The sequence below is a fragment of the Paenibacillus pectinilyticus genome (genome assembly GCF_001700435.1).
Taxonomy (GTDB): Bacteria; Bacillota; Bacilli; order Paenibacillales; family NBRC-103111; genus Paenibacillus_E; species Paenibacillus_E pectinilyticus.
Genome location: NZ_LYPC01000014.1, coordinates 22,207 through 42,917, shown reverse-complemented (window position 1 = coordinate 42,917; position 20,711 = coordinate 22,207). Strand labels below are relative to the sequence as shown.

Annotated in this window: 19 protein-coding genes and 1 tRNA gene; 3 read left to right on the top strand and 17 right to left on the bottom strand. The window is 45.1% G+C overall.

Features of this window, described 5'->3' with window-relative positions; genetic code table 11:
* Nucleotides 1-13: 13 nt before the first annotated feature.
* The 9 genes from A8709_RS07835 to lonB all read right to left on the bottom strand — a co-directional run bounded on the left by A8709_RS07835 (nucleotide 14) and on the right by lonB (nucleotide 10,343).
* Nucleotides 14-742: a precorrin-2 dehydrogenase/sirohydrochlorin ferrochelatase family protein gene (locus tag A8709_RS07835; protein WP_167357028.1), complete on the bottom strand. Its 729-nt coding sequence runs from the start codon at nucleotides 740-742 to the stop codon at nucleotides 14-16.
* Nucleotides 739-1,569: a cytochrome C assembly family protein gene (locus A8709_RS07830; protein WP_065851736.1), complete on the bottom strand. Its 831-nt coding sequence runs from the start codon at nucleotides 1,567-1,569 to the stop codon at nucleotides 739-741. Before A8709_RS07830 ends, A8709_RS07835 begins: the two co-directional genes overlap by 4 nt.
* 32 nt (nucleotides 1,570-1,601) lie before the next feature.
* A complete protein-coding gene (hemA, locus tag A8709_RS07825; RefSeq protein ID WP_065852597.1) occupies nucleotides 1,602-3,005 on the bottom strand; it encodes a glutamyl-tRNA reductase in 1,404 nt (467 codons plus the stop codon).
* A gap of 154 nt (nucleotides 3,006-3,159) precedes the next feature.
* Nucleotides 3,160-3,696, bottom strand: coding sequence for a hypothetical protein (locus A8709_RS07820; protein ID WP_065851734.1), 537 nt, complete (start codon nucleotides 3,694-3,696; stop codon nucleotides 3,160-3,162).
* A gap of 118 nt (nucleotides 3,697-3,814) precedes the next feature.
* The gene (gene speD, locus A8709_RS07815) at nucleotides 3,815-4,222 is read right to left on the bottom strand and encodes an adenosylmethionine decarboxylase (RefSeq protein WP_056610310.1); all 408 of its coding nucleotides are present in this window, start codon (nucleotides 4,220-4,222) and stop codon (nucleotides 3,815-3,817) included.
* Between the two features lie 309 nt (nucleotides 4,223-4,531).
* Nucleotides 4,532-5,119, bottom strand: a complete 588-nt coding sequence (locus A8709_RS07810; protein ID WP_065851732.1) for a non-ribosomal peptide synthetase module — start codon at nucleotides 5,117-5,119, stop codon at nucleotides 4,532-4,534.
* Between the two features lie 243 nt (nucleotides 5,120-5,362).
* Nucleotides 5,363-6,010 (bottom strand): ribosome biogenesis GTP-binding protein YihA/YsxC, encoded by a 648-nt coding sequence (yihA, locus tag A8709_RS07805; protein ID WP_065851730.1) that lies wholly within the window; start codon nucleotides 6,008-6,010, stop codon nucleotides 5,363-5,365.
* Between the two features lie 17 nt (nucleotides 6,011-6,027).
* On the bottom strand, nucleotides 6,028-8,379 hold the full coding sequence (lon, locus tag A8709_RS07800) for an endopeptidase La (RefSeq protein ID WP_065851729.1): 2,352 nt from the start codon (nucleotides 8,377-8,379) through the stop codon (nucleotides 6,028-6,030).
* Between the two features lie 245 nt (nucleotides 8,380-8,624).
* A complete protein-coding gene (lonB, locus tag A8709_RS07795; protein ID WP_084224745.1) occupies nucleotides 8,625-10,343 on the bottom strand; it encodes an ATP-dependent protease LonB in 1,719 nt (572 codons plus the stop codon).
* A gap of 203 nt (nucleotides 10,344-10,546) precedes the next feature.
* Between lonB and A8709_RS07790 the strand changes: the two genes are divergently transcribed.
* Nucleotides 10,547-11,227 carry an N-acetylmuramoyl-L-alanine amidase family protein gene (locus A8709_RS07790; RefSeq protein WP_167357027.1) on the top strand — a complete coding sequence of 227 codons (681 nt, stop codon included), beginning with the start codon at nucleotides 10,547-10,549 and terminating at the stop codon, nucleotides 11,225-11,227.
* A 3-nt stretch (nucleotides 11,228-11,230) separates the two neighbouring features.
* On the opposite strand, the gene A8709_RS07785 is transcribed toward A8709_RS07790, so the two are convergent.
* From A8709_RS07785 to A8709_RS07760, 6 genes are all read right to left on the bottom strand, one after another.
* Nucleotides 11,231-12,034, bottom strand: coding sequence for a divergent polysaccharide deacetylase family protein (locus A8709_RS07785; protein ID WP_065851723.1), 804 nt, complete (start codon nucleotides 12,032-12,034; stop codon nucleotides 11,231-11,233).
* Between the two features lie 247 nt (nucleotides 12,035-12,281).
* The gene (gene ispG, locus A8709_RS07780) at nucleotides 12,282-13,382 is read right to left on the bottom strand and encodes a flavodoxin-dependent (E)-4-hydroxy-3-methylbut-2-enyl-diphosphate synthase (RefSeq protein ID WP_065851721.1); all 1,101 of its coding nucleotides are present in this window, start codon (nucleotides 13,380-13,382) and stop codon (nucleotides 12,282-12,284) included.
* 97 nt (nucleotides 13,383-13,479) lie between these two features.
* Nucleotides 13,480-14,748 carry an ATP-dependent protease ATP-binding subunit ClpX gene (gene clpX, locus A8709_RS07775; protein WP_065851720.1) on the bottom strand — a complete coding sequence of 423 codons (1,269 nt, stop codon included), beginning with the start codon at nucleotides 14,746-14,748 and terminating at the stop codon, nucleotides 13,480-13,482.
* Between the two features lie 12 nt (nucleotides 14,749-14,760).
* Nucleotides 14,761-15,351 carry an ATP-dependent Clp endopeptidase proteolytic subunit ClpP gene (clpP, locus tag A8709_RS07770; RefSeq protein ID WP_065851718.1) on the bottom strand — a complete coding sequence of 197 codons (591 nt, stop codon included), beginning with the start codon at nucleotides 15,349-15,351 and terminating at the stop codon, nucleotides 14,761-14,763.
* A gap of 195 nt (nucleotides 15,352-15,546) precedes the next feature.
* A complete protein-coding gene (gene tig, locus A8709_RS07765) occupies nucleotides 15,547-16,848 on the bottom strand; it encodes a trigger factor (protein ID WP_065851716.1) in 1,302 nt (433 codons plus the stop codon).
* A gap of 112 nt (nucleotides 16,849-16,960) precedes the next feature.
* Nucleotides 16,961-17,857, bottom strand: coding sequence for a hypothetical protein (locus A8709_RS07760; RefSeq protein ID WP_208607656.1), 897 nt, complete (start codon nucleotides 17,855-17,857; stop codon nucleotides 16,961-16,963).
* A gap of 180 nt (nucleotides 17,858-18,037) precedes the next feature.
* Here A8709_RS07760 and A8709_RS07755 point away from each other — a divergent pair.
* Nucleotides 18,038-18,111 (top strand) — tRNA-Arg (locus A8709_RS07755).
* A 141-nt stretch (nucleotides 18,112-18,252) separates the two neighbouring features.
* Here A8709_RS07755 and A8709_RS35415 read toward each other — a convergent pair.
* Both A8709_RS35415 and A8709_RS33585 read right to left on the bottom strand, forming a co-directional pair.
* A complete protein-coding gene (locus A8709_RS35415) occupies nucleotides 18,253-18,384 on the bottom strand; it encodes a hypothetical protein (RefSeq protein ID WP_279615850.1) in 132 nt (43 codons plus the stop codon).
* A 164-nt stretch (nucleotides 18,385-18,548) separates the two neighbouring features.
* Entirely contained in the window at nucleotides 18,549-18,662 is a 114-nt protein-coding gene (locus tag A8709_RS33585; protein ID WP_082593271.1) for a DUF4023 family protein, read from the bottom strand.
* A 188-nt stretch (nucleotides 18,663-18,850) separates the two neighbouring features.
* Between A8709_RS33585 and asnB the strand changes: the two genes are divergently transcribed.
* Nucleotides 18,851-20,695: an asparagine synthase (glutamine-hydrolyzing) gene (gene asnB, locus A8709_RS07750; RefSeq protein ID WP_065851711.1), complete on the top strand. Its 1,845-nt coding sequence runs from the start codon at nucleotides 18,851-18,853 to the stop codon at nucleotides 20,693-20,695.
* The last annotated feature ends 16 nt before the right edge of the window (nucleotides 20,696-20,711 follow it).

Below are 20,711 nucleotides of genomic sequence, written 5' to 3'. Positions count from 1 at the left end.
CCTCCTGTACGTGCTACCCAATCTCATCGATGAATGACCAAGTAGGGAGCTCATCTTCTTCTGTTTCTTGCTGCTGCATCCAAGATGCACCCTGCAAGGCGATCTCAAATTTCTTTTTCCAACCTTCAAACGTACCGTTCCTGATCAGACTCATGACATCCCAACTCAGCATGTCTTTAAATAAGTGCTGTCTGGCTTCTTTATTTGCCACACGCTGCTGAATCAGCAAGCGCGTTTCACTTAAAAAATCCAAATATATTTCGTATTCATCGCCATAGGCGTTATCGATTTCTTTGGCAATTTTGCGAGCTGCCGATGGACTTGCGCCACCTGTTGAAACGGTAATAACCAGTTTGCCTCGTCGAACGACAGACGGCAGAATAAACGAGCTGAGCTCAGGCTGATCCACAACACTGACTAGATAGCCTTGTGCTTGTGCAGCCAGCGCGATCTGTGTATTTACGTCCATTTGATTCGTCGCAGCAATGACTAGCGTGAAACGTTCCTTATCACTTGCTTGAACAATCGCAGCGTCGAACGTCTGCCTATACAAGACCACGTCAGTGCGTTCCGCCATCGCCTGAATACCAGTCGTGAATTCCTCGCTGATTACGGTCACATTCGCACCCGCTGCAAGCAAACCACGCACTTTGCGCTCTGCGATAGGCCCACCGCCAACAACTAAGCAGCTTCGGCCTGACAAGTTCAACATGAGAGGGTATGGATGCTGCCAGTTTTTCAACTCCATATCCACCCGTGGAAATCAGAAACAAGATTAGAAACCACAAAGTTCAATACAACAACACAGAACGCTGCCAGGTTCCAAACAGCTAATCGATTGCCTGAAATCTGCATCGACTTATGTTGGAATAAATAAAAGGCATACGCAGCTAATACGAAAAAGGAATTGATTACTTTCGGATCATAAAGCAAGTTCCGATCACCCTCAAGAACCACCCAAACGACACCAAGACTGAGTGCCATGAGAAGCAATGGTCCTCCGATAATGACAGACAAATACGTATAATGCTCAATTTTCTCAAGGGACGGCAATCTCATCACAGTCTGAGAGAAATTTTTGGTTTTCAATCTTTTATGTAAAAATACGTACATCCCTGAAAAAATAGCGGCAATCGAGAATGCGGCATAGCTGCCAATTGCTAGCGAAATATGAATGAATAATAGCTCATCATTGATGTCCCAATCCGATTTGATCGGTACGACATGGGGATTTCCGAATACATTCAGGGCTAATATCGCAAAACCAAGTACATTCACAAAAAACACGAACAGTTCAATTCGGAAAAAGCGGTTGATGATCAACGAAATCGTGACGAATAGCCATGAAAACATGAATAGAACGTCGGATCGGACAAAAGCCCACTGCGTTAAATGACCATATAGACTGACAGCTAAGTAAGCGGTTTGCAAAACCCATACAAACAAAAGCAGCCCCGTCCCCATCCGTTTCGCGCTCCGGCTCGCATTGGCGAAATCCGAAAAGTAAAACAGTAGGCTCAGGGCATACATATAAATCATCGCATCGAACAACCAGCTACGTGTTACCATGGCACCTCTCCTAGGCGGTTAGCGCCTTATTATCAAGATGGAGCTAGAACATCCGCGCTTTGTAAACCACGTACGGACAGCTTCTCTTCCAACGCTTGTTTCATTTCCGCTTTGTTATTGCTAGTCGCCAGCTCTTGTGCTAATTGATCGGCTTGTTCTTGTTGTTGTAGCGTTTCTTCTAGTGCGAATAGCTTGGTAAAAATCTCTAAGGCATCATCGCCATGGCGCTCTCCCGCCATTTCTTTGATCCGCAGGATGGGATCCCGCAATACTTGATTCACAATACTCTTCGTTAATTTGCGAATCACTTTAATTTCACGTTCGTCCAGCTCTGGCAGCTTTTTGAGCATGTTCTCCATCGTTTCTTCATGGATGGAATTCGCTTTCGTTTGCAGCGCGCTAATGAGTGGACTTACGCCAAGCGTCTTCGTCCATTGGTCAAATGCTTGTATTTCAGAACCAATCATAACCTCAATCTTTGCCGCTTCTTTCTTACGTTCCTGCAAATGTTTATCAACAATATGCTCCAAGTCATCAATGTCATAAAGGAACACATTCGGTAAGCCGCTGATTTGAGGATCGAGATCACGTGGAACTGCGATATCCATCATGAAAAGCGGACGTGATTTTCTTTTTTGCACATACGATTGAATATCATTCTTAGTCAGTACATAGCCAGGAGCACCTGTCGAGCTAATAATGATATCCACTTCAGGTAAATAGGTCGGCATGTCTTCTAAGGTACAAGCTACGCCACTGAATTTACCGGCTAGTTCCATAGCACGTTCTAATGTGCGATTGACAACGATCACTTTATTCGCACCATTGGCATACAAGTGCTTCACAGTGAGCTCACTCATCTTGCCCGCACCAATAATCATAACCGTCTTATTCATGTAGCTTCCGAAAATACGCTTCCCAAGCTCTACCGCAGCATAGCTTACAGAGACCGGATTGTTGCTGATCCCCGTCTCGGAATGGGCTTTCTTCGCTAGCGTCACAGCTTGTTTGAATAATGTGTTGAAATACGATCCCGTTGCTTTCATTTGTTGAGACGCTAAAAAAGCATCCCGCACCTGCCCGAGAATCTGTGTTTCCCCGATAACCATGGAATCTAATCCACTCGTTACACGGAACAAATGTTCAATCGACTTCTCATTTTCATACGTATATAAATGCTTCTGGAATTGATCTTTGCTTACGCCAAACCAGCGTTCGATGAAGTGAGTCAAATAATGACTGCACAACTGAGGCCGATCAACGACGGCATAAATTTCGGTGCGATTGCAGGTGGCAACAATGACACATTCCAATATGCTCTTCGTCTCTTTCAATTCAGCGATTGCCTTCGGTAAATCCTGATCAGAGAACGCAAACTTCTCACGAATTTCCACCGGGGCTGTCCGATAATTCAAGCCAACTGCGATAATATGCACCATTACCACCTGCCTTTCCGTCTTTTCATCACTCATTATAGCACAGCAAAACATACATTCCGACAAAATATTTGAATAAATTATGAATGCTGAGGTACTGATCGTTAGTTTTAACAGCTCTAAGCTCCTCTATACCTCCGGTTACCAAGTTCCCTCATTGCAGCCCTTTTTTTCTTAAAAAGGTTGTGAGATTGCGATCGAGCTCAGTTAACTTGGCATTTTGTGATGAAATGATATGGCCATTGGAAGCCATCATTACTTCATAGACGGCATACATATCGTTATATTCCTTTTGCGTTTCCTTCATCGTTTGCAGCTCGTCTGCCTTCAACGTTCTTGCTCCACCTAGCTGCAGCCTTTGTACATATTGGGTTAGCTGACTCATGAAAGTCAACGGTGTTAATTCATCGTTCCCGCCTGCCGCGAGTACCAATCGCTCATGGGTGTATTCGGCTGAGTACAAAGCTTGTTTAACGGCGTCCAGATCATTCGTGTTTTTGCTTTGCGCGGCTGACTCTAAGCTGCTTTTCACGATTTCCATTTGAAAAAGAGAAACTTGAAAAAGTAGATGCGTCGCATCGTGATCCTCCTTAGGAGAACCAAACATTTGCGTTAGTTGATAAATGGGCCAAATGATTAGAAAGAGAACCACGCCATAAAGGATTGCTTTTCTAATAAGTTTTTGTTTCAACTTCCTTCCCCCACTCCAAGTAAATTGGACATGTATCGCCAATATCATTGTATGGGTCAGTAAACAAACAAATAACCACGGATTTCTCCGTGGTTATCGTTATTGAGATAGGCAGATTTTATTTAACAAGCTCTGCTTGCTTTATTTCAGGAGTTTCTACTTGTAGTTCACCCATTCCGCGAACAAGTTTCTTCGCATAGAATGTTTCTGGTTTTAGTACGGATACCATAAAGTCGATTGCTAATTGAGGGTCGACTGTCTCACCGCATGTATAACAATCAAGCGCGGCAAAACCTCTCTCAGGATAAGTATGAATGGAGAGATGACTCTCGGACAACATAACAAGTACTGTTGCACCTTGTGGTTCAAATTGCTTCGATTGTACAGATAGAACAGTTGCTCCACATACCTCGGCAGCTTCAACCATCTGAGCTTGCAGCCATTCTGCATTGTTCAGAAGTTCAAAATCTACCCCCCAAGTATCAACAGCAACGTGTCTTCCGAAAGTTGAGTATTCTGTTTCCATCTTTCGGTTCCCCCTTCCTAGGAATAAAATGTGTAGAAAAAATTTCATCCGCTAGGACCTACGTCATTCACTTCCCGAGGGTATAATCTCTCGCAACATTCAATGTCCTGAGTGAATCCTGGTTCCTATATTGTTTCAACGAGAATAAAAATAACATCTATCGACGATAATTGCAATAGTTTTTTTTGCCAAGCGCCTGATGTCACAATGACGCCATATCTAAATTATGTAGTTATGCCGTCACATGTGCGTCAAAACAAAAAGAGACCCAAAAATGGGTCCCCTAAGAATGTATACATGTATGGGTGATTATGCCTCCAAAACGAACAACCGATGGGTAAGCTCATTGAGGCGAATGTCGATCTGTTGGTGTTCTTCCCGTTCTTGCAGCATGTTACGCAAATCAAGAAGATGATTGATTTGATCATGGATCATCTCAATTTCTTGCTCAACTTCTCTCTTCTGGAACATCATCTGCATGAGACCAATGGTATCTTTGTGTTCATAAATAATCGTTAACAACGTACCTTTGATTTCCTCGATCTTCACAACGGTTCCGCGTTCATAATAATAAACCATTGTGTAGCTAGGGTAAATCCGATTGACCTTCGCGCTTCCTTTGAACTCGGATACCGCTTTACGCATTAAATTAGCTAGTAAGGTATTACTTAATCTGCAGGATCCTGTGCATTCATATAGGCCCGATTTTTTTTCAAATGAGAGGGCAATTTCTTGTCCTTCGCCATCTTGGAAAACAACCTCTTGGTTCCCATTTTCCAAAACTTTGACTTGCAGTGTCACCTGATGGTCCACAAACATTTGAAAAAACTTCAACATATCGGCTTCTGTTAACTGGAGGCAGGTTTTGACATATTCAGTCGCTAACCTTTGTGCCATAAAAATCCCTCGATTCTTTGTTTTCAAGCCATTAACTATTACCTTGTTTATTATTATACTACATGAGCCATGAATATTCCTGCCGGCAATTCATGATAATCAGCCAAATATTCTGAAAAAACCTTGGAATACTGGAATGCCATCAAATTTCCCCCAGATTACCTCGCTTTCCTGTATGCTTCTTTTGGATTTCCTCTCTCTTTCACCGCTAAGCCCCATTTTACGCAAAAAACCGTCCTGCGATTAGGACGGTTGCGGATCTGAGACAGGGACGGCTTCTTCTTCAATCTGTGGCTGCGGTTCACCGTAAGCAATAGCTTGCTCTAAGATCCCCCACAGTTCATCTTTACCGAGACCCAGCTCCGATGAGAACATAAGAGGCTGTACCCCTTTGTCCATGTTCAACGTTTCTCGTACGATTTTCATATGCTTCGCCCAACGGCTCTTCGGAATCTTGTCCGCTTTCGTCGCAACAACAAGCACAGGAACATCCATATGTCTGAGCCATTCATACATCGCTTGATCGTCTTTAGACGGTGGATGTCTGAGATCGACTAGCTGCATAACAAGGCGCAAAGGCTCACGGTTCAATAAATAGTTTTCAATAAATTTACCCCATTGCTCTCGCTTGGTTTTGGAAACCTTCGCATAGCCGTATCCGGGAAGATCGACGAAATATAAGTCCTGATTAATTTTATAATAGTTCAGTGTTTGTGTTTTGCCCGGTTGAGAACTGGTTCTAGCTAAATTTTTGCGTGAAATCAAACAGTTAATGAGTGATGATTTCCCGACATTAGAACGCCCTGCCAGCGCTATCTCTGGCAAGGCATCCTCTGGATATTGGCTAGGTCCAACCGCGCTGATGACAAACTCAGCTTGATTGACTTTCATGGATGGTCAACTACTTTCTAAGTCGATCCGACGTTAGCTGTCGGCTTATTTTTGATAAGTGCATGTTCCAGCACTTGATCCATATGACTGACGGGAATGAACGTCATCTCCGTGCGGACACTTTCTGGAATTTCGATAATGTCTTTCTCGTTGTCCTGAGGAAGAAGAATCGTTCGAATACCTGCGCGATGCGCGGCAAGCGCCTTTTCTTTCAGGCCGCCGATCGGAAGCACACGCCCGCGAAGGGTAATTTCACCGGTCATGGCTACAACGCGCGAGACAGGAATGTTCGTCAAAGCAGAAATGAGTGCCGTTGCCATTGTAATACCTGCAGAAGGACCATCTTTCGGGATAGCACCTTCTGGAATATGAATGTGCACATCATTTTTCTCATGGAAATCAGCAGCAATACCGAGCACATCTGCGCGTGAGCGTGTATAACTGAATGCCGCTTGCGCGGATTCCTTCATCACATCACCCAGTTTACCCGTTAAGGTCAGCTTACCTGTACCAGGCAGTACGGAGACCTCAATGACGAGCGTATCGCCTCCCACTTCCGTCCAAGCAAGCCCAGTGACGGCACCGATCTGATCCTTCTCTTCCGCGACATTATATTTAAACTTCACAGGACCTAAATAATCCTTCAAGTTTTCTTCTGTAACGTGAACAGGTGTTGCAGGATCAGACACAATCTTCTTCGCCGCTTTCCGATTCATACCCGCGACTTGCTGCTCAAGATTGCGCACACCTGCTTCCCGTGTATATTCACGCACGATCTTCATCAGAGCAGCCTCATCGACGACGAGTTGCTCTTCCTCTAGACCGTGATCGCGTTTCTGTTTAGGAAGCAAATACTTCTTCGCAATTTGAAGCTTCTCAATCTCTGTGTAACCGGGAATGTAGAGAACCTCCATCCGATCTAACAGAGGACGAGGAATATTATGCACAGCATTCGCTGTCGTAATAAACATCACATTGGACAAGTCAAACGGTACTTCAATGAAATGATCACTAAAAGTGCTATTTTGTTCGGGATCCAGAACTTCAAGCAAGGCTGAGGCCGGATCACCTCGGAAATCCATCGCCATCTTGTCAATTTCATCTAATAAGAAAACAGGATTATTCGCGCCGGCATTCTTCATACCTTGAATAATTCGACCCGGCATTGCCCCCACATAGGTACGACGGTGGCCCCGAATCTCAGCTTCATCTCTGACGCCGCCAAGCGAAATGCGAATAAATTGTCTTCCCATGGATCTAGCAATGGAACGTGCAATGGATGTTTTACCTACACCTGGAGGACCCACTAGACAAAGAATCGGACCTTTCAGCTTCTTGACTAACTTCTGAACGGCTAAGTATTCCAGCACTCGTTCTTTCGGTTTCTCAAGACCGAAGTGATCCTCATTCAGGATCTCTTCTGCTTTATTAAGGTCTAAATCATCATCCGTTTGCTTGTTCCACGGTAAGCCTAACAACCAATCGATATAGTTGCGAATAATCCCACCCTCTGCTGAGGTTGCTGGCATTTTCTCCAATCGATCGATCTCTTTCTCGACCTTCTCGCGTACTTTATCCGGTAATTCGGCTTCGGTCAGTTGGTTGCGCAGCTCATCGACTTCACCTGCACGACCTTCTTTATCCCCAAGCTCCTTCTGAATTGCCTTCATCTGCTCGCGGAGATAGTATTCTTTCTGCGTCTTCTCCATTTGCTTCTTCACACGCTGACTGATCTTCCGTTCCAATTCCAGCACTTCACGCTCATTGTTCAAAATATTAAGCATTTTCTCGAGCCGCTCGCGCACATCAACGGTCTCGAGAATGTCCTGTTTATCTTTGATTTTGAGCGATAAATGACTACAAATAACGTCTGCTAAGCGACCAGGTTCATCGATATCAGATACCGCAGCAAGTGTCTCCGGTGTTACCTTTTTCGATAGATTAATATAATGCTCAAACTGACTAAGTACACTACGCATCAAGGCATCAATCTCAGGATCTGAGATTTCTTGCTCAGGCAACTCTTTCACCGTGACTTCATAATACTCGTCATTCGTCAAATACTCTACGATCTCTGCACGCAGCACGCCTTCTACCAATACCCGAATTGTGCCATTCGGCAGCTTGAGCATTTGGCGAACTTTGGCAATGGTTCCGATGCGATAAATATCCTCTTTGGTTGGTTCTTCTATGTTGATCTCTGATTGAGAGCAGAGGAGAATCATGCTGTCATCCACCATTGCCCGTTCGAGTGCTTTCACCGATTTTTCTCGTCCTACATCCAAATGTAGAACCATGCTCGGATAGACCAGCAGTCCCCTAAGAGGCAATAACGGTAATCTGCGCACCTTCATTTTTCCAGGTCCCATCCTCTGCACCTCCAATTATAGGGATCTTTGAACAAATGGCATTCAAAGTCTCTCCTTGTTGGGATCTTTGAACAGCGCGTTCAAAGTGTCTCCTGTCGGGATTATTGAGCGATGAAAAGTGACTATTCACCATCAATTATCTAAGTGGGATTTTCTCCCTTCGTTGCCCTTTACATTTTAACAAAACTCCAAACAAAACACCAATTGACAGTTAACACGACGTGTAAGATCGCTGAAAACACCTGTTAAGAGTCAATTGTATGCTGTGGATTCGCATGTAGAATGGGTAAAGTGGAAGTTGGCACCGTTCTCTCCACGGCGAAAGGCAGCGGTATAACATTGTCTAGCAGCTCAATACCCAGCGCAGCAGCAAGCACTTCCTCGATCGTGTCGGCAGCCACGACTTCAACGCCCGGCAAATCAACAAACATGGCTTGCCAATTTTCCTTAGGAATGATGACTTTCGTAGCGCCAGCCTGGAATGCTGCTTCTACTTTAGCCACGACGCCGCCTACCGGTTTCACCTTGCCATGGATGCTCATTTCGCCAGTCATCGCTAGCTTGTTATCGACAGGTATTTTATGTATGGCGGACGCTATTGCGGTAGCCATTGAAATACCTGCAGAAGGTCCGTCAATCGGCACTCCGCCTGGGAAATTAATATGCAGGTCATAATCGGATGTGTTGAAACCAAGCTTACGTAGGACAGTTAGCACATTTTCTACAGAACCGCGAGCCATACTTTTGCGGCGGATCGTTCGAGAGCCTCCACCCATTTCCTCCTCATCGACAACACCTGTGATATTGAATTTCCCCGTACCGGCAACGGCTATCGGGATAGCTGTTACTTCAATCTCTAACAGTGTGCCCAAATTAGGACCATATACGGCTAAGCCGTTTACGAAGCCAATTTGCGGGTGCGCAGGAATCTTCCGTTCAGGTCTTGGCGGAATTTGGGAAGAATTTACGACCCACTCAATGTCGGCCGCGGTGATTTCATCACGCTTATCAGTCAAGGCAATGCCCGCTGCCAGTTGAATCACATTCACAGCCTCACGGCCATTCGTTGCATATTTCGTAACGACTTGAACAGCATCTTCACATTTTTTGAAGCCAATTTTATCCAGAGCTTTTCTTGCGATTTCGCCTACCTCATTAGGAAGCAGCGGACGGAAGAAAATTTCTAAGCAACGGGAACGGATCGCAGGAGGTATTTCACTAGGTGTACGAGTTGTTGCTCCAACCAAGCGAAAATCCGCCGGCAGTCCATTCTGAAATATATCATGAATATACCCAGGGATATTCGTATCCTCTGAGCTGTAATAGGCACTTTCTAAGAAGACTTTGCGGTCTTCCAGCACCTTTAATAATTTGTTCATTTGTGTCGGATGCAATTCACCGATTTCATCAATAAACAAAATGCCGCCATGCGCCTTCGTCACCGCACCAGGTTTAGGTTGAGGAATGCCGGCCACTCCCATCGCGCCAGCTCCTTGATAGATCGGATCATGAACCGAACCAATTAGTGGATCTGCGATTCCTCGTTCATCGAAGCGTGCTGTTGTTGCATCAATCTCCGTAAATTTGGAATCTGGACGGAAAGGTGATTCCTGATTTTTCTTAGCCTCTTCTAAGATGACACGCGCGGCAGCCGTTTTCCCTACACCTGGAGGGCCATAAATAATCACATGCTGCGGATTTGGTCCACAAAGAGCTGCCTTTAGGGCTTTCAAACCTTCAATTTGACCAACAATATCCTGCACAGAAGAAGGTCTTGTTTTCTCCGATAAGGGCTTGGATAGTGAAATCGATCTTAATTTACGTAATTTCTCCAATTCCTTCCTGGACTCTCTATCGACGGCAGACCGATTCGTCTGTTGATTTCGTAGCAAATTCCAGAAATACAACCCAATTACGACGGCAAAAAACACTTGAATCACCATTAAAATAATACTTAAACTCATGTGTTGAACCTCCTTATACACTGTCATCTTCAATTGTGCGTAATTATGCGCTTGACTTGATCACATTTCCGCTTTTCTCATAACTTCCATTATTCCCGTGTAAAAGAAGGTTAATCCAATCCATGCAAACTTTTGCATGACGTATGATAGCCTGCCTGCGGAAGAAGGATAAGCATAGATATTTGCAAAAGGATGTGGCGGGATTGAAGCAATACATGTTGATGATTGTACTTTCCATAATTCTTTGTGTGCCCAACTCGCAAGTAGCTGCAGCTGCTAATGATGATCCATTGTTACCGAACGCAGATATTATTCTGGATGTAGGGCATGGGGGCATAGATAGCGGAACCATGTTTGGAACAATAGAAGAAAAAGATATGAATCTTGCAATCGCCAAAAAAACATATAAGTATCTTCAAAAAAGGGGATATCGCGTTATTATCAATCGCACCGAAGATTATGCTCTTAGCGATGACAACAAGTGGTCATACGGGGGCAGACACCGAAAGGATCTTGCGCAGCGTTCTGGGCTTGCAAATACAATCAAACCGCGTATGATGCTTAGCTTGCATATTAATTGGTCCAAAAAATCGAGTACACGCGGGCCGCTCGTTATTTATCAAAATCAATCGGATAGCATTTTGCTTGCCAGCCTCCTACAAGAATCATTAAACCGTGTCTATGGGACGGAAGAGCTTCCTGTTCTTGGCAAGAAATATTATGTACTCAAGAACACCAAATGCCCTTCCGTTATCGTGGAGCTTGGATTTCTATCCAATCGATCAGATCGAAAGCTGCTGGGTGAAAGTCACCACCAAACAAAGCTCGCCAAAGCTATTACACAGGCTGTGGATCAATACTTCTCGATGACGCATCCGAAATAGTATTTATTTGACCATTTGTGAAATAGTGACAAAGGTAGCTTCCTTTTGAATAGCAGGAATTGCTTCATTGATTACTTGGGCTGTCTTCTTGCCAGGAGGGCCTACATGTCCGATCGCGATAACTTCGTCTTTCTCATGAATTAATCGCTTTAATTTAACCATTTGCTTGCTAATATGGCTGTACGTATACAAATCATCAAAGAATAACTGATTATCGGCATGTGGGACTCCACGGGAATCCGCAATTTTGCCAATCAGGCTTTTTGGTGTGGTTCTGCTGTCGAGTAAAACCAAGTTCCTCTCTTTGCAAATCTCGATCAATATTTTCATTACTCTTTCATCTGCAGTTGCCTTAGAGCCCATATGGTTATTAATGCCGATTGCATAAGGAACATCATCAATGGCTGCAACAATCCGCTTGTGGATTTCTTCGCTGGACAAGTCTGTTGTAATTGCGCCTGGACCTAACCAACTCTTCTTGCCTCTTACAGGCTCCATAGGCAGGTGCAGAATCACTTCAAGCCCTCTGTCATGTGCAAGTTGAGCATCCTGCTTCGTGGAAGGCAGGAAAGGCATTACAGCCACTGTGAACGGAATAGGCAGCTTCATCATCTCTGCGGTACCATTCATATTATTTCCAAAATCATCAATCACAATGGCTATCTTCTTCGTTGCAACGCCTTCTGGCTGCTGTGGGATTACGCCAGGTTCAGCTCCAACATAACCTGGATTAACGAGCAAAATAGAGCCGGCAATCAGTGTAAATGCCACCTTTCGCAGCCCCTTATACGTTGGATACACCTTCATTCTCTACGCCTCCTCATGGTTGTAGAAAGTCTTGCCGAAATTGAGCATGCTTTCCAGTTTCACTCATTATGCTTCTCTTCTTGCACAAATATGCGCATGCCAAATAAACGCCTACGCGTCCTTCAAGGACGGGTGCGTTTAGGGCGAAAAATGTTATTGTAAACCCATGTAGAAACTATTATGACATAAAAAAGCCATTAAAGACCTCAAAAGAGAATCTATAACGGCTTGTTTACATTTTTTATAATTAGTGTTGTTTACGACCTGGAATAACGCCAGTTTGCTCATAGGCAGCCACAATAATATCAATTTCCTTCTTAAGCTCGCTTAACAGCTCGGCTTCAGGAACTTTACGAATCATTTCCCCGTAACGGAACAACATACCTTCGCCGCGAGCACCCGCGATACCAATATCCGCTTCTCTCGCCTCACCAGGCCCATTCACCGCGCAACCTAATACAGAAACCTTAATCGGCACTTTAATCTTAGCGATGTAGTCTTCGACTTCATTGGCGATCGAGAACAAATCGATATCTAGACGGCCGCATGTCGGGCAAGAAACAAGGGTCGCTGCATTCGTAATTAAGCCGAAAGTTTTGAGCAGCTCTCTAGCGACTTTAATCTCCTCAACAGGGTCCGCACTAAGCGAAATACGCAGTGTGTTACCGATCCCCATATTAAGCAGCGTTCCAATCCCTGCAGCGCTCTTCACAGCGCCTGTAAAGAGGGTTCCAGCCTCTGTAATACCAAGGTGAAGCGGATAATTAAACGATTTCGCAGCCAGGGAATACGCGGCGATTGCCATCGGCACATCAGAAGCCTTCAGTGACACGATGATATCGTGGAAATCCAGTTCTTCCAGGATGTTAATATGGAACAACGCGCTCTCTACCATAGCTTCTGGTGTAGGGTAACCGTACTTCTCTAGCAGATGATTCTCGAGTGAGCCCGCGTTAACGCCAATGCGAATTGGGATACCGCGTTCTTTACAAGCCTTAACAACAGCTTCAACCTTCTCACGTCGGCCGATATTACCTGGATTAATACGTACCTTGTCAATACCATTCTCAATCGCTGCAAGCGCTAAACGATGGTCAAAATGAATATCCGAGACAAGTGGAATATGAATTTGTTTCTTGATTTCCTTGATTGCTTCAGCAGCCTCTTTATTGTTTACGGTCACACGCACGAGCTGACAGCCTGCTTCTTCTAAACGAAGAATTTCCGCAACGGTCGCTTTCACGTCAGCTGTTTTTGTTGTGCACATGCTTTGCATGATCACTTCGTTGCTGCCGCCGATCGTCAAATCGCCTACGCGTACGGGTCTCGTATCTTTTCTATGGAACATGTTGGTTTCTCTCCCCATGACACCAAACATCCTCCGCTCCAATTCCCAGAAATGGAAATCGGATTGGAGGCTGCCTGTTATTTTATAAAATTATGGTTTAAGCACTTTCTTCCTTCTTCTTACCGGAAGGTTGAGTGCCTTCTTTGGTCGTCAAAACAGGCGTGATCTTATTTTGAACCGTTTCTTTGGAAACGACACAAGTAGATACGTCAGTTCTTGAAGGAACTTCGAACATCACATCAAGCATAATGCTCTCAATGATCGCTCTCAGACCACGCGCACCTGTATTCCGTTTAATCGCTTCTTTGGCAATCGCATCAAGCGCTTCTGCATCAAATTCAAGCGATACGTTATCCATCTCAAGCATCTTCTGATATTGCTTAACGAGCGCGTTCTTAGGCTCGGAAAGAATACGCACAAGCGCTGCTTCATCAAGCGGTTCTAGCGTTGAAATCACCGGTAAACGGCCTACGAACTCCGGAATTAATCCGAATCTCAATAGATCCTCTGGAAGGACCATAGATAGGTATTCACCTGGTTTCAAATCAACTTTCGCGCCATCTGTGCTGAAGCCGATCACTTTTTTACCGATTCTGCGTTTGATAATTTGCTCTAAGCCGTCAAAAGCTCCGCCGCAAATAAACAGAATATTCGTTGTATCGATTTGAATAAACTCTTGATGCGGATGCTTACGTCCACCTTGTGGAGGTACGGAAGCTACTGTGCCTTCAAGAATTTTGAGAAGCGCTTGTTGAACACCTTCACCGGAAACATCACGTGTAATGGATGGGTTCTCGGATTTACGTGCAACTTTATCGATCTCATCGATATAAATAATGCCGCGCTCTGCTTTTTCAACATCATAATCAGCAGCTTGAATCAACTTCAGCAAGATGTTTTCCACATCTTCACCTACGTAACCCGCTTCTGTTAAGGAAGTTGCATCTGCAATGGCAAATGGCACATTCAAAATTTTGGCAAGGGTTTGCGCAAGAAGTGTTTTACCACTACCTGTTGGCCCTAGCAAAACGATATTACTTTTTTGAAGCTCAACATCTTCGAGCTTGTTCTGGGAATTGATCCGTTTGTAGTGGTTATATACCGCTACAGCCAATGATTTCTTCGCTTGTTCTTGACCAATAACATATTGATCCAAAATATTGCGAATTTCTTTCGGTTTCGGAACATCCTTCAGATCCAGCTCTTCTTCATGTCCTAATTCTTCTTCCACGATTTCCGTACAAAGCTCTATGCATTCATCACAAATGTAAACTCCCGGTCCGGCAACAAGTTTACGAACTTGGTCCTGGGATTTTCCACAAAAGGAACATTTGAGTTGGCCTTTTTCATCGTTAAATTTAAACATGGGATCACTCCTTTATTTCAAGTCGTTTCGAGTGATAACCTCGTCGATTAACCCGTATGCCTTCGCTTCGTCAGCGCTCATAAAGTTATCTCGGTCGGTGTCTCTTTCGATCTTTTCAAGCGGCTGTCCCGTTCGGTCCACGTAAATCTGGTTGAGTTTATGCTTGGTCTTGATAATCCAATCCGCATGGATCTTGATATCAGTTGCTTGACCTCTAACACCGCCGAGCGGTTGATGTATCATTACTTCTGCGTTCGGCAGCGCGTATCGCTTACCTTTGGCTCCTGCTGTTAACAGCAAAGACCCCATACTTGCGGCCATACCTACACAAATCGTAGATACATCCGGTTTAATAAACTGCATGGTATCGAAGATACCCATTCCAGCCGTAACAGACCCACCAGGTGAGTTGATATATAAGTGAATATCTTTTTCAGGGTCCTGGGCGGATAAAAAGAGCAGCTGGGCAATGACCAAATTAGCCACATCGTCATCAATAGCGGTCCCGATGAAGATTATGCGGTCCTTAAGTAAACGCGAGTAGATATCGTAGGAACGCTCCCCACGAGCCTCTTGTTCTACAACCATAGGAATAAGACTCATTGTACCAACTCCTTTTGCGGCAATAGCCATGTTCTCTCAAATGAGATTCAGTTACAGTTTAACACGATTGAACAACAATGTCATTTTTCTGAAAGAGCTATGTAGGCGGGTAATACGTATGTACTACGGAGTTTAGACGTAAATTAGGGTAAAAGAAAGGCACGTTGCTTACGTACGTGCCTTTACTTACCTTATTTACACGGCTGCGGAAACATGCTTGCTATTTTGAAGCAAGAAATCAACCGTTTTTCTGATTACTAGGTCATTGCTAAGTCCTTCAAGGCTGCCGTTTGAAGCGAACAGTTCACGAAGCTCAGCTGTTGATTTTTGGTAAGACGGTGCATACTTCTCAAGTTCCGCGTCAACTTCTTCGTCGGATACTGTGATGCTTTCTGCAGCTGCGATCGCTTCAAGAACAAGGTTGTTACGAACACGCTTCTCAGCATCTTCTTTCATTTGTTCTTTCAATGCGCTCTCGTTTTGACCGGAGAACTGGTAGTAGATCTCAAGTGTCATACCTTGGGAGCGTAGACGTCTTTCGAATTCTTTTACCATGATTTCAAGTTCAGCTTCAACCATCGAACCTGGAATTTCAACTTCTGCGTTTGCTGCAGCTTTCTCAACAACCGCTGTTTCAAGAGCAGCTTCGGAATCTTTCGTTTTACGCTCTTGCATACGGTTTTGAAGCTCAGCTTTGTACTCAACAAGCGTATCGAACTCGCTTACGTCTTTCGCGAACTCATCGTCAAGCTCAGGCAGGTTTTTGCGTTTGATATCGTGAATTTTCACTTTAAACACAGCTGCTTTGCCTTTCAGCTCTTCGGATTGGTATTCTTCAGGGAAAGTTACGTTAACATCTTTCTCTTCGCCTTTACCAAGACCTACGAGTTGATCTTCAAAACCTGGGATGAAGGAGTTGGATCCAAGCTCAAGAGAATACTTCTCTGCTTTCCCGCCTTCGAATGCTATTCCGTCTACGAATCCTTCGAAATCAAGAACAACGACGTCGCCGTTAGCAGCTTGTCCTTCTTCAAGAACGACTAATTCAGCATGACGTTGTTGCAAACGTGCAAGCTCTTCATTCAATTCTTCTTCGGAAACTTCAGCGTTAACTGCTTCAACTTCGATACCTTTGTAATCGCCAAGCGTTACTTCAGGCTTCACAGTTACTTTCGCTTTGAACTTCATAACTTGACCTTTACCAAATTGCTCAACGTCTACTTCAGGACGATCAACAGGCTCGATTTTAACCTCTTCAATCGCTTCAACGTAAACTTCTGGTAAGATGATATCGATCGCATCTTGGTACAAGCTCTCAACGCCAAATTTAGCTTCAAAGATAGAACGTGGCACTTTTCCTTTACGGAATCCTGGAACATTCACTTTCGCTGATACCTTTTTAAATGCTTTATCCAAAGCATCTGCAACTCGTTCTGCCCCAACTTCAACTTCAAGAACGCCAACGTTCTTCTCTATTTTTTCCCAACTTGCTTTCATTTTATGCCTTCCCCTCCAAAAATGTATCATGACATATATTTTTCACGTTAAGCTCATTATAACCATTCTATTATACCATATAACATTTTCATTTCAAGGCGGGCTTTGTTTCCTAGGTAGGATCTGGGCTAAATTGCTTCACAAAAGCTGTCAATACGTTGTGTGCCCGCTTCCACTGCAGCGTCATCGCATCGACAATTCCATATGTATCTAGCAATTCTTCTCGATCAACTGTTCCAAACAACTTTTCTTGTAGAATTGCATGCAGCGCGGAAGCCCACACGTCCACCGCACTCTCTTCCGTTCTAAGCAGCTCCGTGTAGATCGCGGTGCCATACGCATAGGCAAGAAATTCCTGCCAAGTCTGTGTCGCAAAGTAGACAAAGTCAGGCTGGCTTATTTCACTAATGTCCCCGACTCTGCGAATCATATCACGAATCCGCAATGGAAAATCCTCCGCGGCGAGAGGCGTTTCCTCGATTTCAACGAGAACGGTTTTACCATGTTTGGGAAACTCGATCAGCCCCTGCTCTCCCATTTGTTTCAGCGTCTGAAGTGCTTTGAATTGAAGATGCGGGTGTCTGGGCCTTTCACAGAGCCAAGTACGAACAAATTGACTGACTTCGAGCTGCTCAATAAATGCAAGCTGCTCCAGGGCACTTACTTGTTCTTCCAGCGTTCCTTCTTGAAGCATCGTTTGCAGCTTTCGAACAAATGCCCCGTCATCCGAGGCAGCTTTATCAAGTATGTACTGTCGTAATAAGTTGGCTTCTTCTTCCGAATCCTCTTCCTCAACCGAAGATGGCGGGAACACCGTTTCTGGAAACATGGTAAGCAGCCAGTGCCGGAGCGCCTCCCACTGATCAGATTTAATCGTGTCCACATTCGGAAATTGCAGGAGGAATGTTAGCATCTCCAGTGCTTCTTGATACTGCTCGGTCCGCAGTAATTTGGTTAACTCGTCTTCGTAGAACTTCTCTGTTTTAGGGAAAAGGACAACATTATCCATCATAGAGTCTGGCATAGGAATCACCTCTGTTCGTGGTCTCGCTTGTGACAGTTTACTCCATCCCCCAAATGATTGCAAAAATAAATATTTGAAAAAGTGTTGACTTCCTATAATTCGATATGATACTATAACTCTTGCTTCGCCACACGGATCATGTCCGCGGGGTAAGAAGTGACCTATGTCTCAGTAGCTCAGCTGGATAGAGCACACGCCTTCTAAGCGTGCGGTCGGGGGTTCGAATCCCTCCTGGGACGTCAAGCAAGTAGAAAGACCGCGAGAAATCGCGGTCTTTTTATATTTATCCCACGTGTACCTGAGTGGAAGCTAAGATCTTTGCATGCAAATAGAAGCGCCCCTAAACCTCCTCAGCAGGGGTGCTTCAACTTACATTTGCCTTATACGGATGGCCTATTTGGTTGATGGCGCCCCGGCTCTGTTGAATCTAGATTCGACTGAATGCGGGATGATTGCTTCGAGTTATCGATGGCGCTTTGCGTCTTCTGCATCATGCTTTTCTTCTTTCCCATGGTCAGCAACTCCTCTATGCTAGAATGAAAGCTTCATTAGTATGAAAAAAAGCTATCCAGACTATGCTGGGTATTCTCTCCAACTTCCAGCATGAGAAGAATCTATGAAAACAAAGAGCCTGCAGGGATTTCTCCCTGCAGGCTCTTGCTCATGCCAAACGACGTTAGTGCATCTTGTGAGGCAAATTCTTGCCTGTCTGACCGTCACCTTGTGTCCTTTTATTCTTCTCGGCTTTCCTCTGCTTCTCATGCAGCTTGCTAATGAAATGACTATCCATGAGCACTCGCCTCCTGAAGAAAGAATGGCATTACCTCTTTAGAATGTCTCGCTGGGTCGAAATTTAAACAGCCCCCATAAAAAGCGCCGTCCTCCTTCTAGTCGCCGCCTTCTGGACAGACATTTAATACCTGCCATTTGCATACCCTTTATCATTATGCTCTCTTCAGAAGAAAGGAAGGAACGTCTATGTGCGGAATAACGGGTTGGATAGATTGGCGGAAAGACTTAACCGGGTACCCGTCCATTCTAGAAAATATGACGGAAACGCTCCACCTGCGTGGACCTGATGCATCAGGTACCTGGATTTCACAGCATTGTGCCCTTGGACACCGACGCCTAAGTGTAATGGATCCGGAGAACGGCGCTCAGCCGATGGTCCGCAAACAAGGCGACTATACGTATACTATCGTATATAATGGCGAACTTTATAACGCTCCTGAGTTAAAAAAAGAACTCGAGATCCGCGGCCATCACTTCCGTACGACCTGTGATACCGAAGTGCTGCTGGTAGCTTTTATCGAGTGGGGAAAAGCTTGTATCGACCGCCTCAACGGTATCTTTGCCTTCGCCGCTTGGAATGACCAAGAGCAATCACTCCTGCTCGTGAGGGATAGACTCGGCGTTAAGCCCCTTTTCTACTCGCACCAAGACAGCGTGCTGCTCTTTGGTTCTGAACCGAAAGCTATCCTTGCACATCCCGATTTCAAAGCGGAGGTTGGCGCTGAGGGCTTTGCAGAGATATTCGCAGTAGGTCCAGCACGAACACCAGGTCACGGAATCTATCGTAACATGTCGGAGTTGAAGCCCGGCCATTTCGCTATATTCGACCGCAATGGATTCTCCATTCGGACCTATTGGAAGCTGGAAAGCCACCAACACCCCGATGATATCGCCGGTACGGCTGCGCAAGTTCAACAGCTTCTACGTGACACCTCTGAACGCCAATTGGTCTCCGACGTGCCGATTTGTACCCTTCTGTCTGGCGGGCTGGATTCTAGCGCTCTGACGGCGCTTGCTGCCGGTCATTACAAAGAAAGCGGGAAAGGACCGCTCCACACCTTCTCCGTCGATTACAAGGACAATGACAAGCATTTCAAAGCGAACATTTTCCAACCAAATTCGGATGCGCCTTGGATCAAGCGAATGACTGACCATCTGGGCACGGAGCACCATTATATTGAATTTGACACACCTGAACTCGTCGAATCGCTGAAAGCTGCCGTACTGGCTCGTGATACCCCAGGGATGGCCGATGTCGATGGGTCTCTTTATTTATTTTGCCGCGAAATTAAAAAGGAAGCGACGGTTGCCATCTCTGGCGAAGCTGCCGACGAAATCTTCGGTGGGTACCCGTGGTTCCACAATGAAGAAGCGCTGGAAGCGAACACGTTCCCTTGGTCCTTGAAGTTGGCGAATCGGGTCGACCTGCTCGCCCCAGACTTCGTGGACTGGATCAAACCGGTCGAGTATGTGAACAATCGGTATCAGCAAGCCTTAAGCGAGGTGCCTCGCTTGGCTGGGGAAACGAAAGCGCAAAATCGCATGCGGGAAATGTCTTATTTGAACATTACACGATTCATGCCTACTTTACTTGACCGCAAAGATCGCATGAGTATGGCCGTTGGCCTCGAGGTCCGCGTTCCTTTCTGTGATCATCGGCTTGTTGAGTATGTGTGGAACATTCCGTGGGAGATCAAAACATCTGGAGATCGGGAAAAAGGCATTTTGAGAAAAGCGTTACGCGGTGTGCTCCCTGAAGATGTGCTGACGCGGAAGAAAAGTCCGTATCCGAAGACCCATAACCCCAATTATTTAACGGCCGTTCGCAAATGGGTGCTGGAAATTCTGGATGATCCCTCCTCTCCTCTCCTGCCCTTCATCGATGTGAAAAAGATTCGCGCACTCGCCAGCTCGGAGTCGAATGATTTCGATCTGCCTTGGTTTGGTCAATTAATGACAGGACCTCAGCTATTCGCTTATTTGGCTCAAGTGGATATGTGGCTGCGGACTTATAAGATTTCAATTAGGTAAAGATAAAAAGACCTAC